13 protein-coding genes are annotated in these 15,306 nt (G+C 66.5%); 7 read left to right on the top strand and 6 right to left on the bottom strand.

The window, feature by feature from the left end:
• Positions 1–846, bottom strand: a complete 846-nt coding sequence (locus VRZ08_RS09075) for an ABC transporter ATP-binding protein (RefSeq protein ID WP_414532349.1) — start codon at positions 844–846, stop codon at positions 1–3.
• 11 nt (positions 847–857) lie between these two features.
• Positions 858–1,691, bottom strand: a complete 834-nt coding sequence (locus tag VRZ08_RS09070; protein WP_107345777.1) for an ABC transporter permease — start codon at positions 1,689–1,691, stop codon at positions 858–860.
• A gap of 258 nt (positions 1,692–1,949) precedes the next feature.
• Between VRZ08_RS09070 and VRZ08_RS09065 the strand changes: the two genes are divergently transcribed.
• From VRZ08_RS09065 to VRZ08_RS09050, 4 genes are all read left to right on the top strand, one after another.
• Positions 1,950–2,729, top strand: a complete 780-nt coding sequence (locus VRZ08_RS09065) for a TrmB family transcriptional regulator (protein WP_264074483.1) — start codon at positions 1,950–1,952, stop codon at positions 2,727–2,729.
• Positions 2,730–2,829: 100 nt separating this feature from the next.
• Positions 2,830–3,975: an ABC transporter ATP-binding protein gene (locus VRZ08_RS09060; protein WP_414532348.1), complete on the top strand. Its 1,146-nt coding sequence runs from the start codon at positions 2,830–2,832 to the stop codon at positions 3,973–3,975.
• Positions 3,972–4,886, top strand: a complete 915-nt coding sequence (locus tag VRZ08_RS09055; RefSeq protein WP_107356763.1) for an ABC transporter permease — start codon at positions 3,972–3,974, stop codon at positions 4,884–4,886. Before VRZ08_RS09060 ends, VRZ08_RS09055 begins: the two co-directional genes overlap by 4 nt.
• A gap of 103 nt (positions 4,887–4,989) precedes the next feature.
• Positions 4,990–5,790, top strand: a complete 801-nt coding sequence (locus tag VRZ08_RS09050; protein ID WP_414532347.1) for an ABC transporter permease — start codon at positions 4,990–4,992, stop codon at positions 5,788–5,790.
• A gap of 150 nt (positions 5,791–5,940) precedes the next feature.
• Here VRZ08_RS09050 and VRZ08_RS09045 read toward each other — a convergent pair whose 3' ends face one another.
• Positions 5,941–7,887: an AsmA family protein gene (locus VRZ08_RS09045; RefSeq protein WP_414532346.1), complete on the bottom strand. Its 1,947-nt coding sequence runs from the start codon at positions 7,885–7,887 to the stop codon at positions 5,941–5,943.
• A gap of 206 nt (positions 7,888–8,093) precedes the next feature.
• On the opposite strand from VRZ08_RS09045, the gene VRZ08_RS09040 reads away from it, so the two are divergent.
• The 3 genes from VRZ08_RS09040 (at position 8,094) to ftsH (ending at position 11,671) form a co-directional block, all read left to right on the top strand.
• A complete protein-coding gene (locus tag VRZ08_RS09040; RefSeq protein WP_011159691.1) occupies positions 8,094–8,810 on the top strand; it encodes a CoA transferase subunit A in 717 nt (238 codons plus the stop codon).
• An 11-nt stretch (positions 8,811–8,821) separates the two neighbouring features.
• On the top strand, positions 8,822–9,472 hold the full coding sequence (locus VRZ08_RS09035; protein WP_011159690.1) for a 3-oxoacid CoA-transferase subunit B: 651 nt from the start codon (positions 8,822–8,824) through the stop codon (positions 9,470–9,472).
• Between the two features lie 348 nt (positions 9,473–9,820).
• On the top strand, positions 9,821–11,671 hold the full coding sequence (ftsH, locus tag VRZ08_RS09030; RefSeq protein ID WP_414532345.1) for an ATP-dependent zinc metalloprotease FtsH: 1,851 nt from the start codon (positions 9,821–9,823) through the stop codon (positions 11,669–11,671).
• Positions 11,672–11,692: 21 nt separating this feature from the next.
• Here the strand turns inward: ftsH and VRZ08_RS09025 are convergent, their stop codons facing one another.
• The 3 genes from VRZ08_RS09025 to VRZ08_RS09015 form a co-directional block, all read right to left on the bottom strand.
• A complete protein-coding gene (locus VRZ08_RS09025) occupies positions 11,693–12,331 on the bottom strand; it encodes a hypothetical protein (RefSeq protein WP_414532344.1) in 639 nt (212 codons plus the stop codon).
• Between the two features lie 115 nt (positions 12,332–12,446).
• Entirely contained in the window at positions 12,447–14,093 is a 1,647-nt protein-coding gene (locus VRZ08_RS09020; protein WP_414532343.1) for an ABC transporter permease, read from the bottom strand.
• Positions 14,094–14,236: 143 nt separating this feature from the next.
• Positions 14,237–15,247, bottom strand: a complete 1,011-nt coding sequence (locus VRZ08_RS09015; RefSeq protein WP_414532342.1) for a Fe(3+) ABC transporter substrate-binding protein — start codon at positions 15,245–15,247, stop codon at positions 14,237–14,239.
• Positions 15,248–15,306 lie beyond the last annotated feature (59 nt).

Below are 15,306 nucleotides of genomic sequence, written 5' to 3'. Positions count from 1 at the left end.
TTATTCCCCTTTTTGCCATTCAGGCTTTAGCGTCTCCCAGAGGTCGTTGACCGTGGAGACGAACCATGGATCGGAACGCATTTCGGCGGTGCGCGGCCGCGGCAGCGGCACCAGCACTTCGTCGCGCACGCGGCCGGGCCGCGGACTCATCACCACGACGCGGTCGGCGAGGAACACCGCCTCTTCGATGCCGTGGGTGACGAAGATCACCGTCTTGCCGGCCTCCGAGGAGATGCGGGCGATTTCTTCCTGCAGCAGCACGCGGGTCTGGGCGTCGAGCGCGCCGAACGGCTCGTCCATCAGGAGGATGTCGGGATCAGGCGCCAGCGCGCGGGCGATCGCGGCGCGCTGCTTCATGCCGCCGGACATCTGATGCGGGTACTTGTCTTCGAAGCCGGTGAGGTGAACCGTCTTGATCAGCGCCCGCGCGATCTCGGCGCGTTCGGCCTTCGGCATGCCTTTGGCCTTCAGGCCGAACTCGACGTTCTGCTGCACCGTCATCCAGCCGAACAGCGCGTAGTCCTGAAACACCACGGTGCGCGAAGCGTCGGGCTTGGAGATTGGACGGCCGTCCTGCAGGATCTGGCCGCTCGAGGCCGACTGGAAGCCGGCGATGATGCTGAGCAGCGTCGACTTTCCGCAGCCCGACGGGCCGAGCAGCGAGATGAACTCGCCTTTCTTGATACGCAGCGACACGCCGTCGAGCGCGATCACCGCCTGGTGGGTGGTCTTGGAGTCATACACCTTGCCGACGTTGCGGATGTCGATCTGCGTCTCCGCAGTCGCCGCCTGGGGCACTGCGAGTTCGGCGGCGGCCAAGGTGGCGGGTGCGAATTGTGCGTTCATGGTGAGGGCCCTCAGCTGCGCTCGGAAGGAGCCCACGCGTTCACGCGCCGCTCGATACGTTCAAGGATGGCGGACATCGCGAAGCCGATCAGACCGATCGTCACCATGCCGGCGACGACGTTGTTGATCTGGAACAGCATGCGCGACTGCTGGATCAGGTAGCCGAGGCCGGTCTGGGCGGCGATCAGCTCGGCGGTGACGACGCACATCCAGCCGACGCCGAGCGCGATGCGCAGGCCGGGCAGGATGATCGGCAGCGAGGCGGGGATCAGCACGTCGGTGAACAGCTGCCAGGGCTTGGCGCCGAGGCAGAGTGCGGCGTTCATCTGGTTGCGGTCGAGGCCGCGGATCGCCGTGTAGGTGGCGATGAACACCGGGAAGACGGCGCCGAGGAACACCAGGAAGTAGGAGGCGGCGTCGCCGAGCCCGAACCACAGGATGGTGATCGGGATCCAGGCCAGCGGCGGGATCGGCCGCAACGCTTCGATCACCGGCCGGACGTAGTCCGACACCGTGCGCCACCAGCCGCAGAGCAAGCCGAGCGCCAGGCCGACCACGCAGGCGAGCAGGAAGCCGACCGCAACGCGCTGCAGGCTGGCGCCGAGGTGCACCCACAGCGAGCCGTCGAGCGCGAGTTGCCACAGCGCTTCGGCGATCGCGACCGGCGAGGGCAGCAGGAAGCCGTCGACCAGATTGAGTTGGGTGATCGCCTGCCAGATCGCGAAGAACGCGGTGAGACCGACCGCGGCCCGCATCGGCCGCCCCGCAAAGGCATTCTGAATCATCGCGAACCGCGGCCTCATGGTTTCGACCGGCAGGCGGCCCGCATCGGCTTCCGCTTCCATCTGCAATCCTCCTTTGGTCGCGCTGTGTCCTCGCGTGACGTTTCCAACTTTGGAATATGTCGGATAAATCCGTCAATCCGGAATCGAGGGGTTGGCGGAATATAAATCGAGCAAAACCGCAAAATATCCGCTTAACTCGACGCCATTTGCCGGCGCATTGTGCATTGCGGTCAATTTCGGTCGGAAATCGTCGGAAAAATCCGACAATAGACGTTAGAGCCGAGATCGGACATGGTCGGCGCGCTTCGGCGGTGGGGGATGACGTTGGATATCGAAGGAAAATTGGCCCGGATCGGGATCACCGGGTCGCTCTACAAGCTGTATCTGACCGCCGTCGGGCTCGGTGGCGCGTCGGTGACGGCGGTGGCGGCCAAGGCCGGCCTGCCGCGCACCACCGCGCATGATGCGCTCGCCAAGCTGGAGGCCGAGGGGCTGGTCCGGTTCGTCGACCATGGCAAGCGGCGCTTCGTCGTGGCGCAGGAGCCCGGCATCCTGCTGGAGCGGCTGGAAGCGCGCCGGCAGATGCTGGAAGACGTGATGCCGGTGCTGCGCTCGATGTATCACCACGAGAGTGGCCAGCCGAACGTACGCTTCCATCCCGGTCCCGAAGGTATCCGCACCACGCTGTGGGACACGCTGTCCGGCGGTGACAAGGTGCTGCGCGCCACGCTGTCGATGCGCGAACTGATGGCCGAGCCGGGGCTGGAGGAGATGGAGCGCTATCTGCAGGAGCGCGCCCGCCGCGGCATTTGGCTGCGGGTGATCCGCTCCGTCGAACGCGACATCGCGCCGATCTGGCCGTCCAGCCAGGAATTGCGCCGTGAGCTGCGCTACGCGCCGCACGAGCACACGCTATCGATGACCTGTTTCATCTACGGCAACAAAGTCTGCCTGATTTCGTCCGCGCGGGAGAGCTACGGGCTGATCATCGACAGTGCCGAATTCGCCGCGTTCCAGGCTTCGATGTTCGACGCGATGTGGAGTCTCAGTACGCCGGATACCGAGCCGGCGATCCTGACGCCCGACGGCGAGGGATGAGCGAAGTACCGGCGTTCGCAATGGTTGAGTAGCGTGCGATAGGCCGCTACAGCTTGCGGTTCTGATCGAACGGGCCTGGAGCTGTAGAGACGCTGAGGAAATGACGGAGCACGCTGGATATTCCGCGCCGGCCGAGGTTGCCGGTGAGCCGCTGTTGCGTATCGAAGCCGTGGAGAAACGGTTCGGCGGGTTCGTCGCCGTCGACCGGCTGTCGCTGGACATCAAGGCCGGCGAGTTCTTCGCATTGCTGGGCCCCAGCGGTTGCGGCAAGACGACGCTGCTGCGGATGCTGGCGGGCTTCGAGACGCCGGATGCCGGGCGCATCCTGCTGAACGGCGTGGATATCGCCGCGGTGCTGCCGCACGAGCGTCCGGTCAACATGATGTTCCAGAACTACGCGCTGTTTCCGCACCTCACCGTCGCGGCCAACATCGCGTTCGGGCTGAAGCGGGCGCGGCTGCCGCGCAAGGAGATCGAGGCGCGGGTCGCCGAGATGCTGGCGCTGGTCAGGCTCGAAGGGTTGGGCAAGCGTAAGCCGGATCAGCTTTCCGGCGGCCAGCAGCAGCGCGTCGCGCTGGCGCGGGCGCTGGCGCTGCGGCCGAAGCTGCTGCTGCTCGACGAGCCGATGGCGGCGCTGGACAAAAAGCTGCGCGAAAGCACGCAGCTCGAACTGATGGCGCTGCAGAAGCGGCTCGGCATGACCTTCGTGATCGTCACCCACGATCAGCAGGAGGCGATGACGGTGGCCGACCGGATCGGCGTGATGCGCGCCGGCAAACTCGATCAGGTCGCGGCGCCGCGGCAGCTCTACGAAGCGCCGGCTTCGCGCTGGGTCGCGGAGTTTGTCGGTGACGTCAACATGCTGGAAGGCAGCGTCGCCGGCCGCGACAACGGCCGCATTACGGTCGCGACCGGCGGGGCCGGCGAGGTCGTGGTGGCCGAGCCGCGCGCCGCGCTGGAGACCGAGGCGATCTGCGTCGCGATCCGGCCGGAGAAGATCAAGCTGTCGCTGCGCGGCCCTGCCGCCGACGCCGGTCATGCCGATGCGATCAACCGGCTCGACGGCACCATCACCGACATCGGCTATGCCGGCGGCATGACCAGCTACAAGGTGCGGCTCGATCACGGCGCTACCTTGCTGGCCGCGATGGCCAATACGACGCGGCTCGACGTCGACGCCTATCACGCCGGCCAGCATGTGGTGGCGTGGTTCTCGCCCGACGATTGCGTGGTGCTGACCCGATGAGCGGCCGCCGGATTTTCACCAAGCCGGCGCGGCTCGCGGCCGTCGCGCCTTATGTCTGGATGCTGCTGTTCTTCCTGGTGCCGTTCGGCTTCGTGGTGAAGATCAGCCTGTCGCACACCGCGATCGCGCAGCCGCCTTATACGCCGGTGTTCGATCTCGCCGCCGGCTGGACCGCGCTGCGCGCGGCGTTCGACGCGTTGTCGGTCGACAATTTCAAGCTGATCCTCGGCGACCACCTCTATGTCGTTTCCTATTTGCGCAGCCTGACCGTCGCGGCGGTGTCGACGGCGATCCTGCTCGGAATCGGCTATCCGATCGCCTATGCGATGGCGCGGCTGCCGCGGCGCTGGCAGCCGCTGGCGATGATGCTGGTGATCGTGCCGTTCTGGACCTCGTTCCTGATCCGGATCTACGCCTGGATCAACATCCTGCAGCACGACGGCCTGCTCAATCAGCTGCTGCTCGCGCTGCACATCGTCTCGAAACCGGTGGTGTGGTTGTCGACCGATACCGCGATGTATGTCGGCATCGTGTATTCGTATCTGCCGTTCATGGTGCTGCCGCTGTACGCGACGCTGGCGAAGCTGCCGCATTCGCTGTCGGAAGCCGCGGCCGATCTCGGCGCCTCGCCGCGGCAGGCTTTCTGGCTGGTGACGTTCCCGCTGTCGCTGCCCGGCATCGGCGCCGGCGTGCTGCTGTGCTTCATCCCGATCGTCGGCGAATTCGTGATCCCCGATCTGCTCGGCGGCTCGACCTCGCCGATGATCGGCCAGACGCTGTGGCTGGAGTTCTTCACCAACCGCGACTGGCCGGTCGCTTCGGCGCTCGCGGTGCTGCTGCTCGGCGTGCTGCTGCTGCCGCTCCTGATCTACGAGCGGGCACAGCGACGCCAGCTCGAGGGGAGGTCGTGATGGTGTTGGTGATAACCGACCTCACCGCGAGGCGAGCCTTCCGTTGTGGACCCCCACCCCCGACCCCTCCCCGCAAGGGGGAGGGGAGCAGAGGGCGCATGCCATGAAGCTGTCCCGTTTCAACCTCGTCTCGCTGACGCTGGGGCTGGCGTTTCTGTATCTGCCGATCGTGATCCTGGTGGTGTATTCGTTCAACGACTCCCGCCTGGTCACGGTGTGGGGCGGTTGGTCGCTGCGCTGGTATCGCGAGTTCTTCCAGGATCAACCGATGCTCGATGCCGCCTGGATGAGCCTGCGCGTGGCGCTGACCTCGGCCACCGCAGCGGCTGTGCTCGGCACTCTGGCGGCGGTGGCGCTATCGCGTGCCGGCCATTTCAAGGGCCGCACGCTGTTCTCCGGGATGCTGTATGCGCCGCTGGTGATGCCCGAAGTGATCACCGGCCTGTCGCTGCTGCTGTTGTTCGTCGCGATCAACGCCGAGCGCGGATTCTGGACGGTGGTGATCGCCCATACCACGCTGACGATGTGCTTCGTCGCGGTGGTGGTGCAGTCGCGGCTGCACGCGCTCGATCGCAGCATCGAGGAGGCGGCGATGGATCTCGGCTGCGCCCCGGTGGAAGCGTTCCTGCGCGCCACCGTGCCGCTGATCTGGCCGGCGATCGCGGCGGGCTGGATGCTGGCGTTTGCGCTGTCGCTCGACGATCTGGTGATCGCCAGCTTCACCACCGGCCCTGGGTCAACCACGCTGCCGATCCGGATCTATTCGGAAGTGCGGCTCGGGGTGAAGCCGGAGATCAACGCGATCTGCACCGTGATCATCGCGGCCGTGACGGTGCTGATCGTTATCGCCTCGCTGGCGTCGAAGCTGTCGAAGACCCAGGCCGACAACGCCGCGCCGATGTGACGCGTCATCAGTCCTCGTCATTGCGAGGAGCGAAGCGACGAAGCAATCCAGCAGCTTGATAGGCGAGCTGGATTGTTTCGCTGCGCTCGCAGTGACGGAGAGAGGCATGCCGGTGCGTAACCGGCGGCCGCGCAGATCGCGCCGAGCTGATCAGTTCGCCTTCGGCTCGGGCTGTGTGGCGGCAGGTGCGTCGGCCGGCGGCTCGGCGTCCTGTTTCTTGCCGGTGATGCGTTCGAGCACCGAGCGGACGGTGTCGCGGGTCTTGCGATCCTTCACGGCGTCGAGCAGCGGCGCGGAGGCGGGCGAGCGGCGGATCAGGCTTTCCGGGTCCGGGAAGATCAGCGGATCGTCCCACGGGCCCTGCACGATGAACGGCAGGTCGAAGCCGGGCTTGGCGGCTGAGCCGCCGGCAAGGCTGGCGACGCCCTTCAGGTCGTACTCGCGGGCCGGCACCGAGGCGGTGCCGCTCAGCGAAATCCGTGCGGTGGGACCGTCGATCCGCACCTCGTCTGCGGTGGCGATGCCATCGGCGAACCGAACCGAAACGGTGAGCTTGTCGAATGGGGTGTTGCCGCTGCGGAAGTTGCCGCCGCCGGACAACGGCCGCCGCTCCAGCCGCTTCAGCAGTTGTTCCACGTTGAAGCCGCTGATCGCGCCGTCATGGCCGGTGAGCAGCGCCGAGCCGTCGAGCGATTGCGCCAGGCCGAACGGGCTCGCACCCTCGGCTTCCAGCGACACGCTGAGGTTGCCGCGTCCCGACAGGTTGCGCACGCCTAACAGGTCGGCCGCGCAGGTCTGCAGCTCGACGTCGTTGAACTGGAATTGCGCCTTGATGCTGGCAGCCTTGTCGGAGCGCGAGACGCCAAACGTACCTTGCGCGATGCCGCCGTACACCTGAGCCTCGCCGACGCTGAGCGCCAGCGCGCCGCCACGCAGATTGGCGCTGATCGCGGTGCGGCCGAGCGTGGTGCTGCCGATCGAGACTTTCGCGGCCGACAGCCGCATGTCGAGATCGACCGGATCGGCCGACGACAGATCGAACAACTGCCGGTTCCAGTCGCGCGCGCCGCTGGCGAGCAGGCGGATCGTCGACAGATACGGCGTGACATCGATGCTGCCGGCGGCGAGCGTCGCCTGCAGGCCCTGATGGCCGCCGGCGATGCTGTAAGTCATCACGCCTTCGGCGACGTTCTTGTCGAGCTCGACGTTGACGTTGGTGAGCGCGATCGAAGAACCGACCAGATTGGCGCGGGCCTTCAGCGCGAAGCGGCCGAAGCCGCCGGTGCCGGGAGGCTCCTGGCCGGCCCAGCGCAGCGCGTTGCGCAGCGAGGCGCTGTCGGCGCTCACCGTGCCGATCAGAGACAGGCTGGTTTTGTTGGTGATGGTGCCGTCGAACGCGATCTTCATCGGCGCGCCGGCAAGGCGCAGCTTGATGCCTGACGTATCGCCGCGCAGTGCCGCAATGAAGTCGGCCACCGTGATCGAGCCGTCGAGGCGTTCGCCGCGGAAGTCGAACTGACCGGTCGCCGCGAAGGTGCGCGAGATCGACGGCCATGCCAGCGACAGGTCGATGTCGTCGATGTGCTCGTGAACGCCGGCGGTTTCGTCGCGATAGCTGAGTTCGCCGTCCTGCAGCCGGATCTCGGAGAACGACACTTGATCGTCGAGGCCGGGCTTCATCGTCCGGGTCAGGCTGTCGATAAACGGCGTCCAATTGCTGCGGCCGTCGGCGTCGCGCACCACGTGGATCGACGGCTGGTTGAGCATCACGTCGGCGATCTCGAACCGGCGCAGCAGTAGCGGTAGCAGCCGCAAATTGGTGATCAGCGTCTTGACGCTGAGTGCCGCGTCGGCGCCGCCGTCTTCGTCGCTCTTCAAGCGTACGTTGCTGAACGTCACGGTGCTGCGCGGGAAGATGGTTACGTCGATATTGCCGTCGACCACCAGCTTCAGGCCGGTGGCGGCGCGAAGCTGCTGCTCCACGGCCTGGCGCAGGGCGCCGCGATCGATCGTCAGCGACAGCGCGAACGCCCCTGTCACGGCGACGGCGATCAGCACCGCCACCGAGATCCCGAGGCGCTTAATTCCTTGGGCCATCGCCAACCAGTTTCCGGAACGTGAGCGTGAATGAGGTGTGTGAGAGGCGGCTCCCAACAGGGCCGGACCCGGGGCGCAACTTGCTCGGTTTTCTTGGCGCTTTCAAGGCTTTCCGGGTGTTGCGGGGCCTGGTGCAATTGACGGGTTGCGGGGTTTTTGCCTAATAGACCTAATCGCAGCAAAGCCCGCTCAAAGGTCCCTGCATCATGAACAAGGTCTACCCCGACGCCAAGGCGGCACTCGACGGCATCTTGCGGGACGGCATGATGATCATGTCCGGCGGCTTCGGCCTTTGCGGCATTCCCGAGACCCTGTCCGACGCGATCCGCGACGCGGGCGTCAAGGATCTCACCTTCGTTTCCAACAATGCAGGCGTCGACGGCATCGGCCTCAGCCGGCTGCTCGAGACCCGCCAGATCAAGAAGATGATCTCGTCCTATGTGGGCGAGAACAAGCTGTTCGCGCAGCAGTTTCTGGCCGGCGAGCTGGAATTGGAATTCGCCCCGCAGGGTACCCTGGCCGAGCGCATCCGTGCCGGCGGCGCCGGCATTCCGGCGTTCTTCACCAAGACCGGCGTCGGCACGCTGGTGGCGGAAGGCAAGGAAATCCGCGAGTTCGACGGCGAGAAATACGTGATGGAACGCGGCCTGTTCGGCGACATCGCGATCGTCCACGCCTGGAAGGGCGATACCGCCGGCAACCTCGTGTACCGAAAGACCGCGCGCAACTTCAATCCGATGATGGCGACCGCGGCGAAAATCACCATCGCCGAGGTCGAGCATCTGGTGCCGGCGGGCGAGATCGACCCGGATCATATCCACACCCCGGGCATCTTCGTGCAGCGCATCGTCCACGTGCCGAACGCGAAGAAACACATCGAGCAGCGTACCACCCGCAAGCGTGCCGAATCGGCGGCGAGCTGAGGAGATCCCTGATGGCTTGGACCCGCGAACAGATGGCGGCGCGCGCCGCCAAGGAATTGCGCGACGGCTTCTACGTCAACCTCGGCATCGGCATTCCGACGCTGGTCTCGAACTACATCCCGGACGGCGTCGACGTGGTGCTGCAGAGCGAGAACGGCATGCTCGGCATGGGGCCGTTCCCCTACGAGGGTGAGGAAGACCCGGACCTGATCAATGCCGGCAAGCAGACCGTCACCGAGCTGCCGTCCACTAGTTACTTTTCGTCGGCCGATTCCTTCGCGATGGTTCGCGGCGGCCACATCGATCTCTCCATTCTCGGCGCCATGCAGGTCGCTCAGAACGGCGACCTCGCCAACTGGATGATCCCCGGCAAGATGGTAAAGGGCATGGGCGGCGCGATGGATCTCGTCGCCGGCGTCAAGCGCGTCGTCGTGGTGATGGAGCATTCCGCCAAGGACGGCCCGAAGCTGTTGAAGACGTGCAACCTGCCGCTCACCGGCGAGCGCGTCGTCGACATGGTAGTCACCGATCTTGCGGTGTTTACCATCGACAAGCACGGCAATGACGGCATGGCGCTGATCGAGCTTGCCGATGGCGTGACCCTCGACGAGGTCAAGGCCAAGACCGAAGCCGAATTCCGCGTCGCGCTGAAGAACGCCTGATTTCGCGCCGCGCACCGCCGCCGCGAAGCTGCGGCGGCACGCCGCGCCGGGCCCGGTGATCTTGAAACCCGTTACTGTTCCCCTAGATCGAGCTGTACCGGCCCAGTGATGCGGGGCCGGCACGCCGCTTGAGTGTGTCGCCCGGCAGGTGCTCACTTGCCGTAAGCCTTTACACGCGGCCGCGCACTCTCAAGGCCTGATCTCATAGCGCCGCTCGCGATGCGGCTTGCCGCTCCTCGCGCGCTCTGCTGCGGGTTGGCTGCGGGAACTCGGCCGTGAGCTGCGGCGTCTTTGTCGGACGAAGGAGCAATGCTCCCGTCGAGGGAGCGCAGCGGGGGAGTGACCGTCGTGGAGCTCAACAAAAAGACCCAGTTCAACATCTGGTACTGGCTGGTCGCACTCTTCGTCTTGCTCGGCTTCCAATACCTGTTCACCACCGCGACGCTCGTCGCGCAGCTTCCTTACAGTCAGTTCGAGACCTATCTGGCCGAAGGCAAGATCGCCGAGGTCGCGGTGTCGGATCGCTTCATTCAGGGCCGCTTTAAGGAAGCGATCGACGGCAAGCCGATGTTTATTACCACCCGGGTGGAGCCTGATCTGGCGCGCCAGCTTCAGGACAAGGGCGTCGTCGTCACCGGGCGGATCGAGAGCACATTCTTCCGCGATCTGTTGTCCTGGGTGGTCCCGGTTCTGCTGTTCGTCGGCGTCTGGATGTTCATCATCCGCCGGATGGGCGGCGGGGTCGGCGGCGGTCTGATGCAGATCGGCAAGTCGAAGGCCAAGGTCTATGTCGAATCCAACACCGGCGTGTCGTTCGCCGATGTCGCCGGCGTCGACGAGGCCAAGGACGAACTGAAAGAGATCGTCGATTTCCTGAAAGATCCGGACGGTTACAGCCGGCTCGGCGGCCGGATGCCCAAGGGCATCCTGCTGGTCGGCCCTCCCGGCACCGGCAAGACGCTGCTGGCGAAAGCGGTGGCGGGCGAAGCCGGCGTGCCGTTCTTCTCGATCTCCGGCTCGGAGTTCGTCGAGATGTTCGTCGGCGTCGGTGCCGCACGGGTGCGCGATCTGTTCGAGCAGGCCCGCGCCAAGGCTCCGGCGATCATCTTCATCGACGAACTCGATGCGCTCGGCCGTGCCCGCGGCATCGGGCCTTACGCCGGCGGTCATGACGAGAAGGAGCAGACGCTGAATCAGCTCCTGGTCGAGCTCGACGGCTTCGATTCCTCGACCGGCCTGGTGCTGCTCGCCGCCACCAACCGCCCCGAAATCCTCGATCCGGCGCTGCTGCGCGCCGGCCGGTTCGATCGCCAGGTGCTGGTCGATCGTCCGGATAAGGCCGGCCGTATTCAGATCCTCGGCGTGCACATGACCAAGGCGAAGCTCGCCCCCGATGTGTCGCCCGAGCAGATCGCGGCGCTGACGCCCGGCTTCACCGGTGCCGATCTGGCGAACCTCGTCAACGAGGCGACGCTGCTGGCGACCCGCCGCAAGGCCGATTCGGTGACGATGCAGGACTTCAACAACGCGATCGAGCGCATCGTCGCGGGGCTCGAGAAGCGCAACCGCCTGCTCAATCCGAAGGAGCGTGAGATCGTCGCTTATCACGAGATGGGACACGCGCTGGTGGCGATGGCGCTGCCCGGCGTCGACCCGGTGCACAAGGTGTCGATCATTCCGCGCGGTGTCGGCGCGCTCGGCTACACCATCCAGCGTCCGACCGAGGATCGCTTCCTGATGACCCGCGAGGAGCTGGAGAACAAGATGGCGGTGCTGCTCGGGGGCCGCGCCGCGGAGAAGATCGTGTTCGGCCATCTGTCGACCGGTGCGGCCGACGACTTGATGAAGGTCACCGACATTGCCCGCGCCATGGTGACGCGCTACGGCATGAGCGAACGGCTCGGCCACGTCGCGCTGGAGAAGGATCGCCGCTCGTTCCTGGCGAGCGACCAGCCGTATTACGGGCCGCAGGAGCGGAGTTACTCCGATGAGACCGCGGCGGCCGTCGACGACGAGGTCAAACGCATCGTCGATGCCACCTTCGATCGCACCGTCAAGCTGCTCGGCGAGCGCCGCGACCAGCTCGAACGCTCGGCACGCCGACTGATGGAGAAGGAGACACTCGACGAGCAGGACCTGCGGGCGTTTGCTGGCCAAGGCGAGCGGACGCTGCAATCCCCGGCCGATGCATCGGCATGAGCCAGTGCTTACAGCGACAGACTACCGCCGGCCGCCCGAGAACATCGGCGACTCGCCGGGCAGCAGATTGGAGCGGATGTCGCTGTCGGTGGTGCCGTTGTACTGGGTGTAGCCGGCCGACAATGACAGGCTGACATTCGAGGTCGGCTTGATCTCGATGCCGGCGTTGACGGTGGTGGCCGCAGTGTTGCTGCTGGCGAAGCCCGGCGAGGTCAGCGAGGTGAAAACGTCGGGCTTGTACTTCAGGCTGTCGACGCCGCCGAACAGGGTCACCGGCATGTCGCCGACGCCCTTGAAGCGGTAGCCGTATTGCGAGCCTTCGGACGCGAGCGAGCCGAAATTGCCGAATGCGCCGGCGCCGCCCGGGCTGTTCCAGCCCAAGCCGCCGGACAGCGGTGTCACCGGGGCGCTATAGCTCCGTGCCACGAAGCCGCTGCGCAGCTCGCCATTCTCGTCGGTCTCAGCAGTGAAGCCGGGGACGTCGCTCCAGCTCAGCGCCTGCCAGCTCTCGGTCGCGCCGCCGCCGAAGCCGAACGGCCCGCCGGGCACCCAATAGCGGATCGGTGCCACCTGCGCCTGGGTGGACGCTCCGGCGAGGAGCATCGCGGCGAGGGCGAGGCCGCATCGGGCGGCGACAGGAGAGATCCGGATCTGCGTCATCGGGCGGATTATACGGTCGTTGACGGGTCGGGGCCAGCCGGTGCTGCGGATCGCCGCAGCGCCGGAGTTCCGAACCTATTAGCCACGGGATGAGGGCGGCAGCGTGGCGGCCGGCTCATTCCGGCAGGTCGGAGAACCGGGTCAGCCAGATCACCGGCGGAATGCTGGCGGCGACGATGATCAGGGCCGCCAGCGCGCCATCCTCGAAGCTGCCGCGGCTGGCGTATTGGTAGATCGAGGTCGACAGCGTCTCGACGTTCAGCGGCCGCAGCAGCAGCGTCGCCGGCAGCTCCTTCAGGCAATCGACGAACACCAGGATCGCGGCGCCGACCAGTGCCGGGCGCAGCAGCGGCAGGTCGATCTTCCAGAGCGTGACGAGGCGGCCGGCACCGGCGGCTCGGGCCGAATCGTCGTAGTCGCGCGGGATGCGGTCGAACCCGGCCTTGAGCAGCCCGGTCGGCACCGCCAGGAAGCGGATCACATAGGCGGCCACCACCGCCCCGCCGGTGCTCATCAGGATCAGGCCGGGCGACGGATAGCCGAAGGAGCGGAAGATGTTGGCGACCGTGCCGTCGATCACCAGCACCGGGGTCAGCAGCCCCAGCGCCAGCACCAGGCCGGGCAGCGTGTAACCGAGCTGGGCGACCGCCATGGCGGCACGGGTGGTGCGGATCTCGCGCCAGCGCGCGGCCAGCACCACGATCAGGCCGAGCCCGAGCGCGATCAGGGTGGCGAGCGCCGCGAGCGTCACGGTGTGCAGGGCGTCGCGCCACAGCGCCGGGTCGATCCCGATCGACAGGCTGCGGCGCAGGCTTTCGCCGAGCAGATAGGTGGCCGGCAGCGCGAAGCCGAACAGCGGCGGCAGCAGACAGGCCGTGGTGGCGACGCCGCCCTTGAGCCCGCGCAGCCGCGTCCGCGATCGCAGCCGCGGGCTTTCCGCCGACAGCTCGACGCTGGCGCCGCGGCGACCGATGCGCTCGATCGCGATCAGCAGCGCGGCGAAGCCGAGCAGCACCAGCGACAGCTGCGCTGCGCCGGCGAGGCTGCCGCGGTTCAGCCAGGTGTTGAACACCGAGACGGTGAGGGTGCGGACGCCGAGATATTCGGAGGCGCCGATGTCGTTCAGCGTCTCCAGCGCGGCGAGCGCGACGCCGACCGCCAGGGCAGGCCTTGCCATCGGCAGCACCACCCGGCGCAGGATGGTGAAGCGGCCGGCGCCGAGCGTCCGCGCGGCCTCGATCGCATCCGTCCCCTGCGCCTGAAACACCGCGCGGGCGGACAGATACACGTAAGGATACAGCACTGCGGCGAGCAGCAGCATCGCGCCGGGCAGCGACCGCATCGGCGGCAGCCATTGCACCGCCTGCGCGGCGGGCACCATCAGGCTGAGGGCGCGATGCACCAGCCCGAGCGGCTCGAACAGATCGACATAGACGTAGGCCGACAGATAGGTCGGGACCGACAGCGGCAGCGGTAGCAGCCAGATCAGCGCGGAGCGGCCGGGAAAGTCGTGCGACGACACCAGCCAGGCCGTAGCGGTGCCGATCAGCAGCGTCAGCGTGCCGACGCCGGCGATCAGCAGTGCGGTGTCACTCACCGCGCGCGGCAACACATAGGCGATCAGATGCGACCACACCTCCGGCGCCGGCTGCAGCGCGATCAGCATCAGGCTGATCACCGGCGCGGCGACGAGCAGGGCGGTGAGGAGGGCGAGGACGAGGACGACGAGTTCGGTGTCGGACGCACCAGGCGCCGTCCTCATGGTGAGGAGGCGCGCAGCGCCGTCTCGACCCATGAGGACGTGATCTTTGGCTTCATCCTTCGAGACGCCCGGCTTCGCCCTCAGGGCTTCGCCGGGCTCCTCAGGATGAGGGAAGTCTGCCTGCGGTGGAGGTGTGATGACGTTCAGTTGTCGAATCCGACCTTGTCGACCAGCGTCGAGGCGGCCTTGCGGTTGGCGGCGATCTTGGCGATCGGCAGCGGATCAGGCTTCAGCTTGCCGTAGCCGGCAATGATCGGGTTGAGCGGCACGCCGGCGCGGATCGGATATTCGTAGTTGGCGTCGGCGTAGATCTGCTGCGCCTTCTCGCCGGCGAGCCATTCGATCAGCTTCACCGCGTTGGCCTTGTTGGGCGCGTGCTTGGCGAGCACGACGCCCGACAGGTTGACGTGGGTGCCGCCGCCTTCGAACGTCGGCAGCACCACGCGGGTCGCGTCCGCCCAGGCCTTCTTGTCGGGATCGTTCAGCATCAGCGCCCAGTAGTAGGTGTTGCCGATGCCGAGATCGCATTTGCCGGCCGCGACGTCGCGCGCGGTCTCGCGGTCGCCGCCGGACGGCTTCTGCGCCAGATTGGCCTTCAGGCCGCGCAGCCATTCCTCGGCCTTGGCCTCGCCGTGCTTGGCGACGTAAGCGGCGAACAGCGCATTGTTGTAGATGTGCTGGCCGGAGCGGATGCAAATCTTGCCCTTCCACTTCGGGTCGGCCAGCTCCTCATAGGTGATCGTTTCCTGCTTGACGCGATCCTTCGAGGCGTAGATCACCCGCGCCCGCATCGAGATGCCGGCCCACTGGCCGTTCGGATCGCGGAACTGAGCCGGAACGGTTTCGTCGATCACGGTCGAATTAATCGGTTGGCTGATACCCGCCGCTACCGCGTCGTCGATCCGGCCGATATCGACCGTCAGCAGCACGTCGGCCGGGCTGTCGGCGCCCTCGGCCTTGATCCGCTGCTCCAGGCCGGAACTCGCCGAAATCACGTTGACGGCGATCCCGGTGTCCTTGGTGAAGGCATCGAACAGCGGCTGCACCAGCTTGGTCTCGCGGTAGGTGTAGACGTTGACCTGCTCGGCGGCCCCGGCGGCGAACGGCACGAAAACGGCGGCAAGTGCGAGGGCAGCGGCACGGAAACGGCTCATACGGCGGGCTCCTGACGAAAACCGAGAACGCTTGTCAGTAGCTCAGGCCATCAGGGCAG

This window comes from Rhodopseudomonas sp. G2_2311 (assembly GCF_047501505.1).
GTDB classification, from domain to species: Bacteria; Pseudomonadota; Alphaproteobacteria; order Rhizobiales; family Xanthobacteraceae; genus Rhodopseudomonas; species Rhodopseudomonas palustris_H.
The sequence above is the reverse complement of the archived record's forward strand: the minus strand, read 5'-3'. Positions and strand labels throughout refer to the sequence as shown.

Excerpts from the sequence above, each read along its gene's own strand:
- VRZ08_RS09035 (WP_011159690.1), top strand. The coding sequence starts at position 8,822 with ATGGCTTGGACCCGCGAACAGATGGCGGCGCGCGCCGCCAAGGAATTG.
- VRZ08_RS09040 (WP_011159691.1), top strand. The coding sequence starts at position 8,094 with ATGAACAAGGTCTACCCCGACGCCAAGGCGGCACTCGACGGCATCTTG.
- VRZ08_RS09060 (WP_414532348.1), top strand. The coding sequence starts at position 2,830 with ATGACGGAGCACGCTGGATATTCCGCGCCGGCCGAGGTTGCCGGTGAG.
- VRZ08_RS09015 (WP_414532342.1), bottom strand. The coding sequence starts at position 15,247 with ATGAGCCGTTTCCGTGCCGCTGCCCTCGCACTTGCCGCCGTTTTCGTG.
- VRZ08_RS09020 (WP_414532343.1), bottom strand. The coding sequence starts at position 14,093 with ATGAGGACGGCGCCTGGTGCGTCCGACACCGAACTCGTCGTCCTCGTC.
- VRZ08_RS09075 (WP_414532349.1), bottom strand. The coding sequence starts at position 846 with ATGAACGCACAATTCGCACCCGCCACCTTGGCCGCCGCCGAACTCGCA.
- VRZ08_RS09070 (WP_107345777.1), bottom strand. The coding sequence starts at position 1,691 with ATGGAAGCGGAAGCCGATGCGGGCCGCCTGCCGGTCGAAACCATGAGG.
- VRZ08_RS09045 (WP_414532346.1), bottom strand. The coding sequence starts at position 7,887 with ATGGCCCAAGGAATTAAGCGCCTCGGGATCTCGGTGGCGGTGCTGATC.
- VRZ08_RS09055 (WP_107356763.1), top strand. The coding sequence starts at position 3,972 with ATGAGCGGCCGCCGGATTTTCACCAAGCCGGCGCGGCTCGCGGCCGTC.
- VRZ08_RS09050 (WP_414532347.1), top strand. The coding sequence starts at position 4,990 with ATGAAGCTGTCCCGTTTCAACCTCGTCTCGCTGACGCTGGGGCTGGCG.
- VRZ08_RS09025 (WP_414532344.1), bottom strand. The coding sequence starts at position 12,331 with ATGACGCAGATCCGGATCTCTCCTGTCGCCGCCCGATGCGGCCTCGCC.
- VRZ08_RS09065 (WP_264074483.1), top strand. The coding sequence starts at position 1,950 with ATGACGTTGGATATCGAAGGAAAATTGGCCCGGATCGGGATCACCGGG.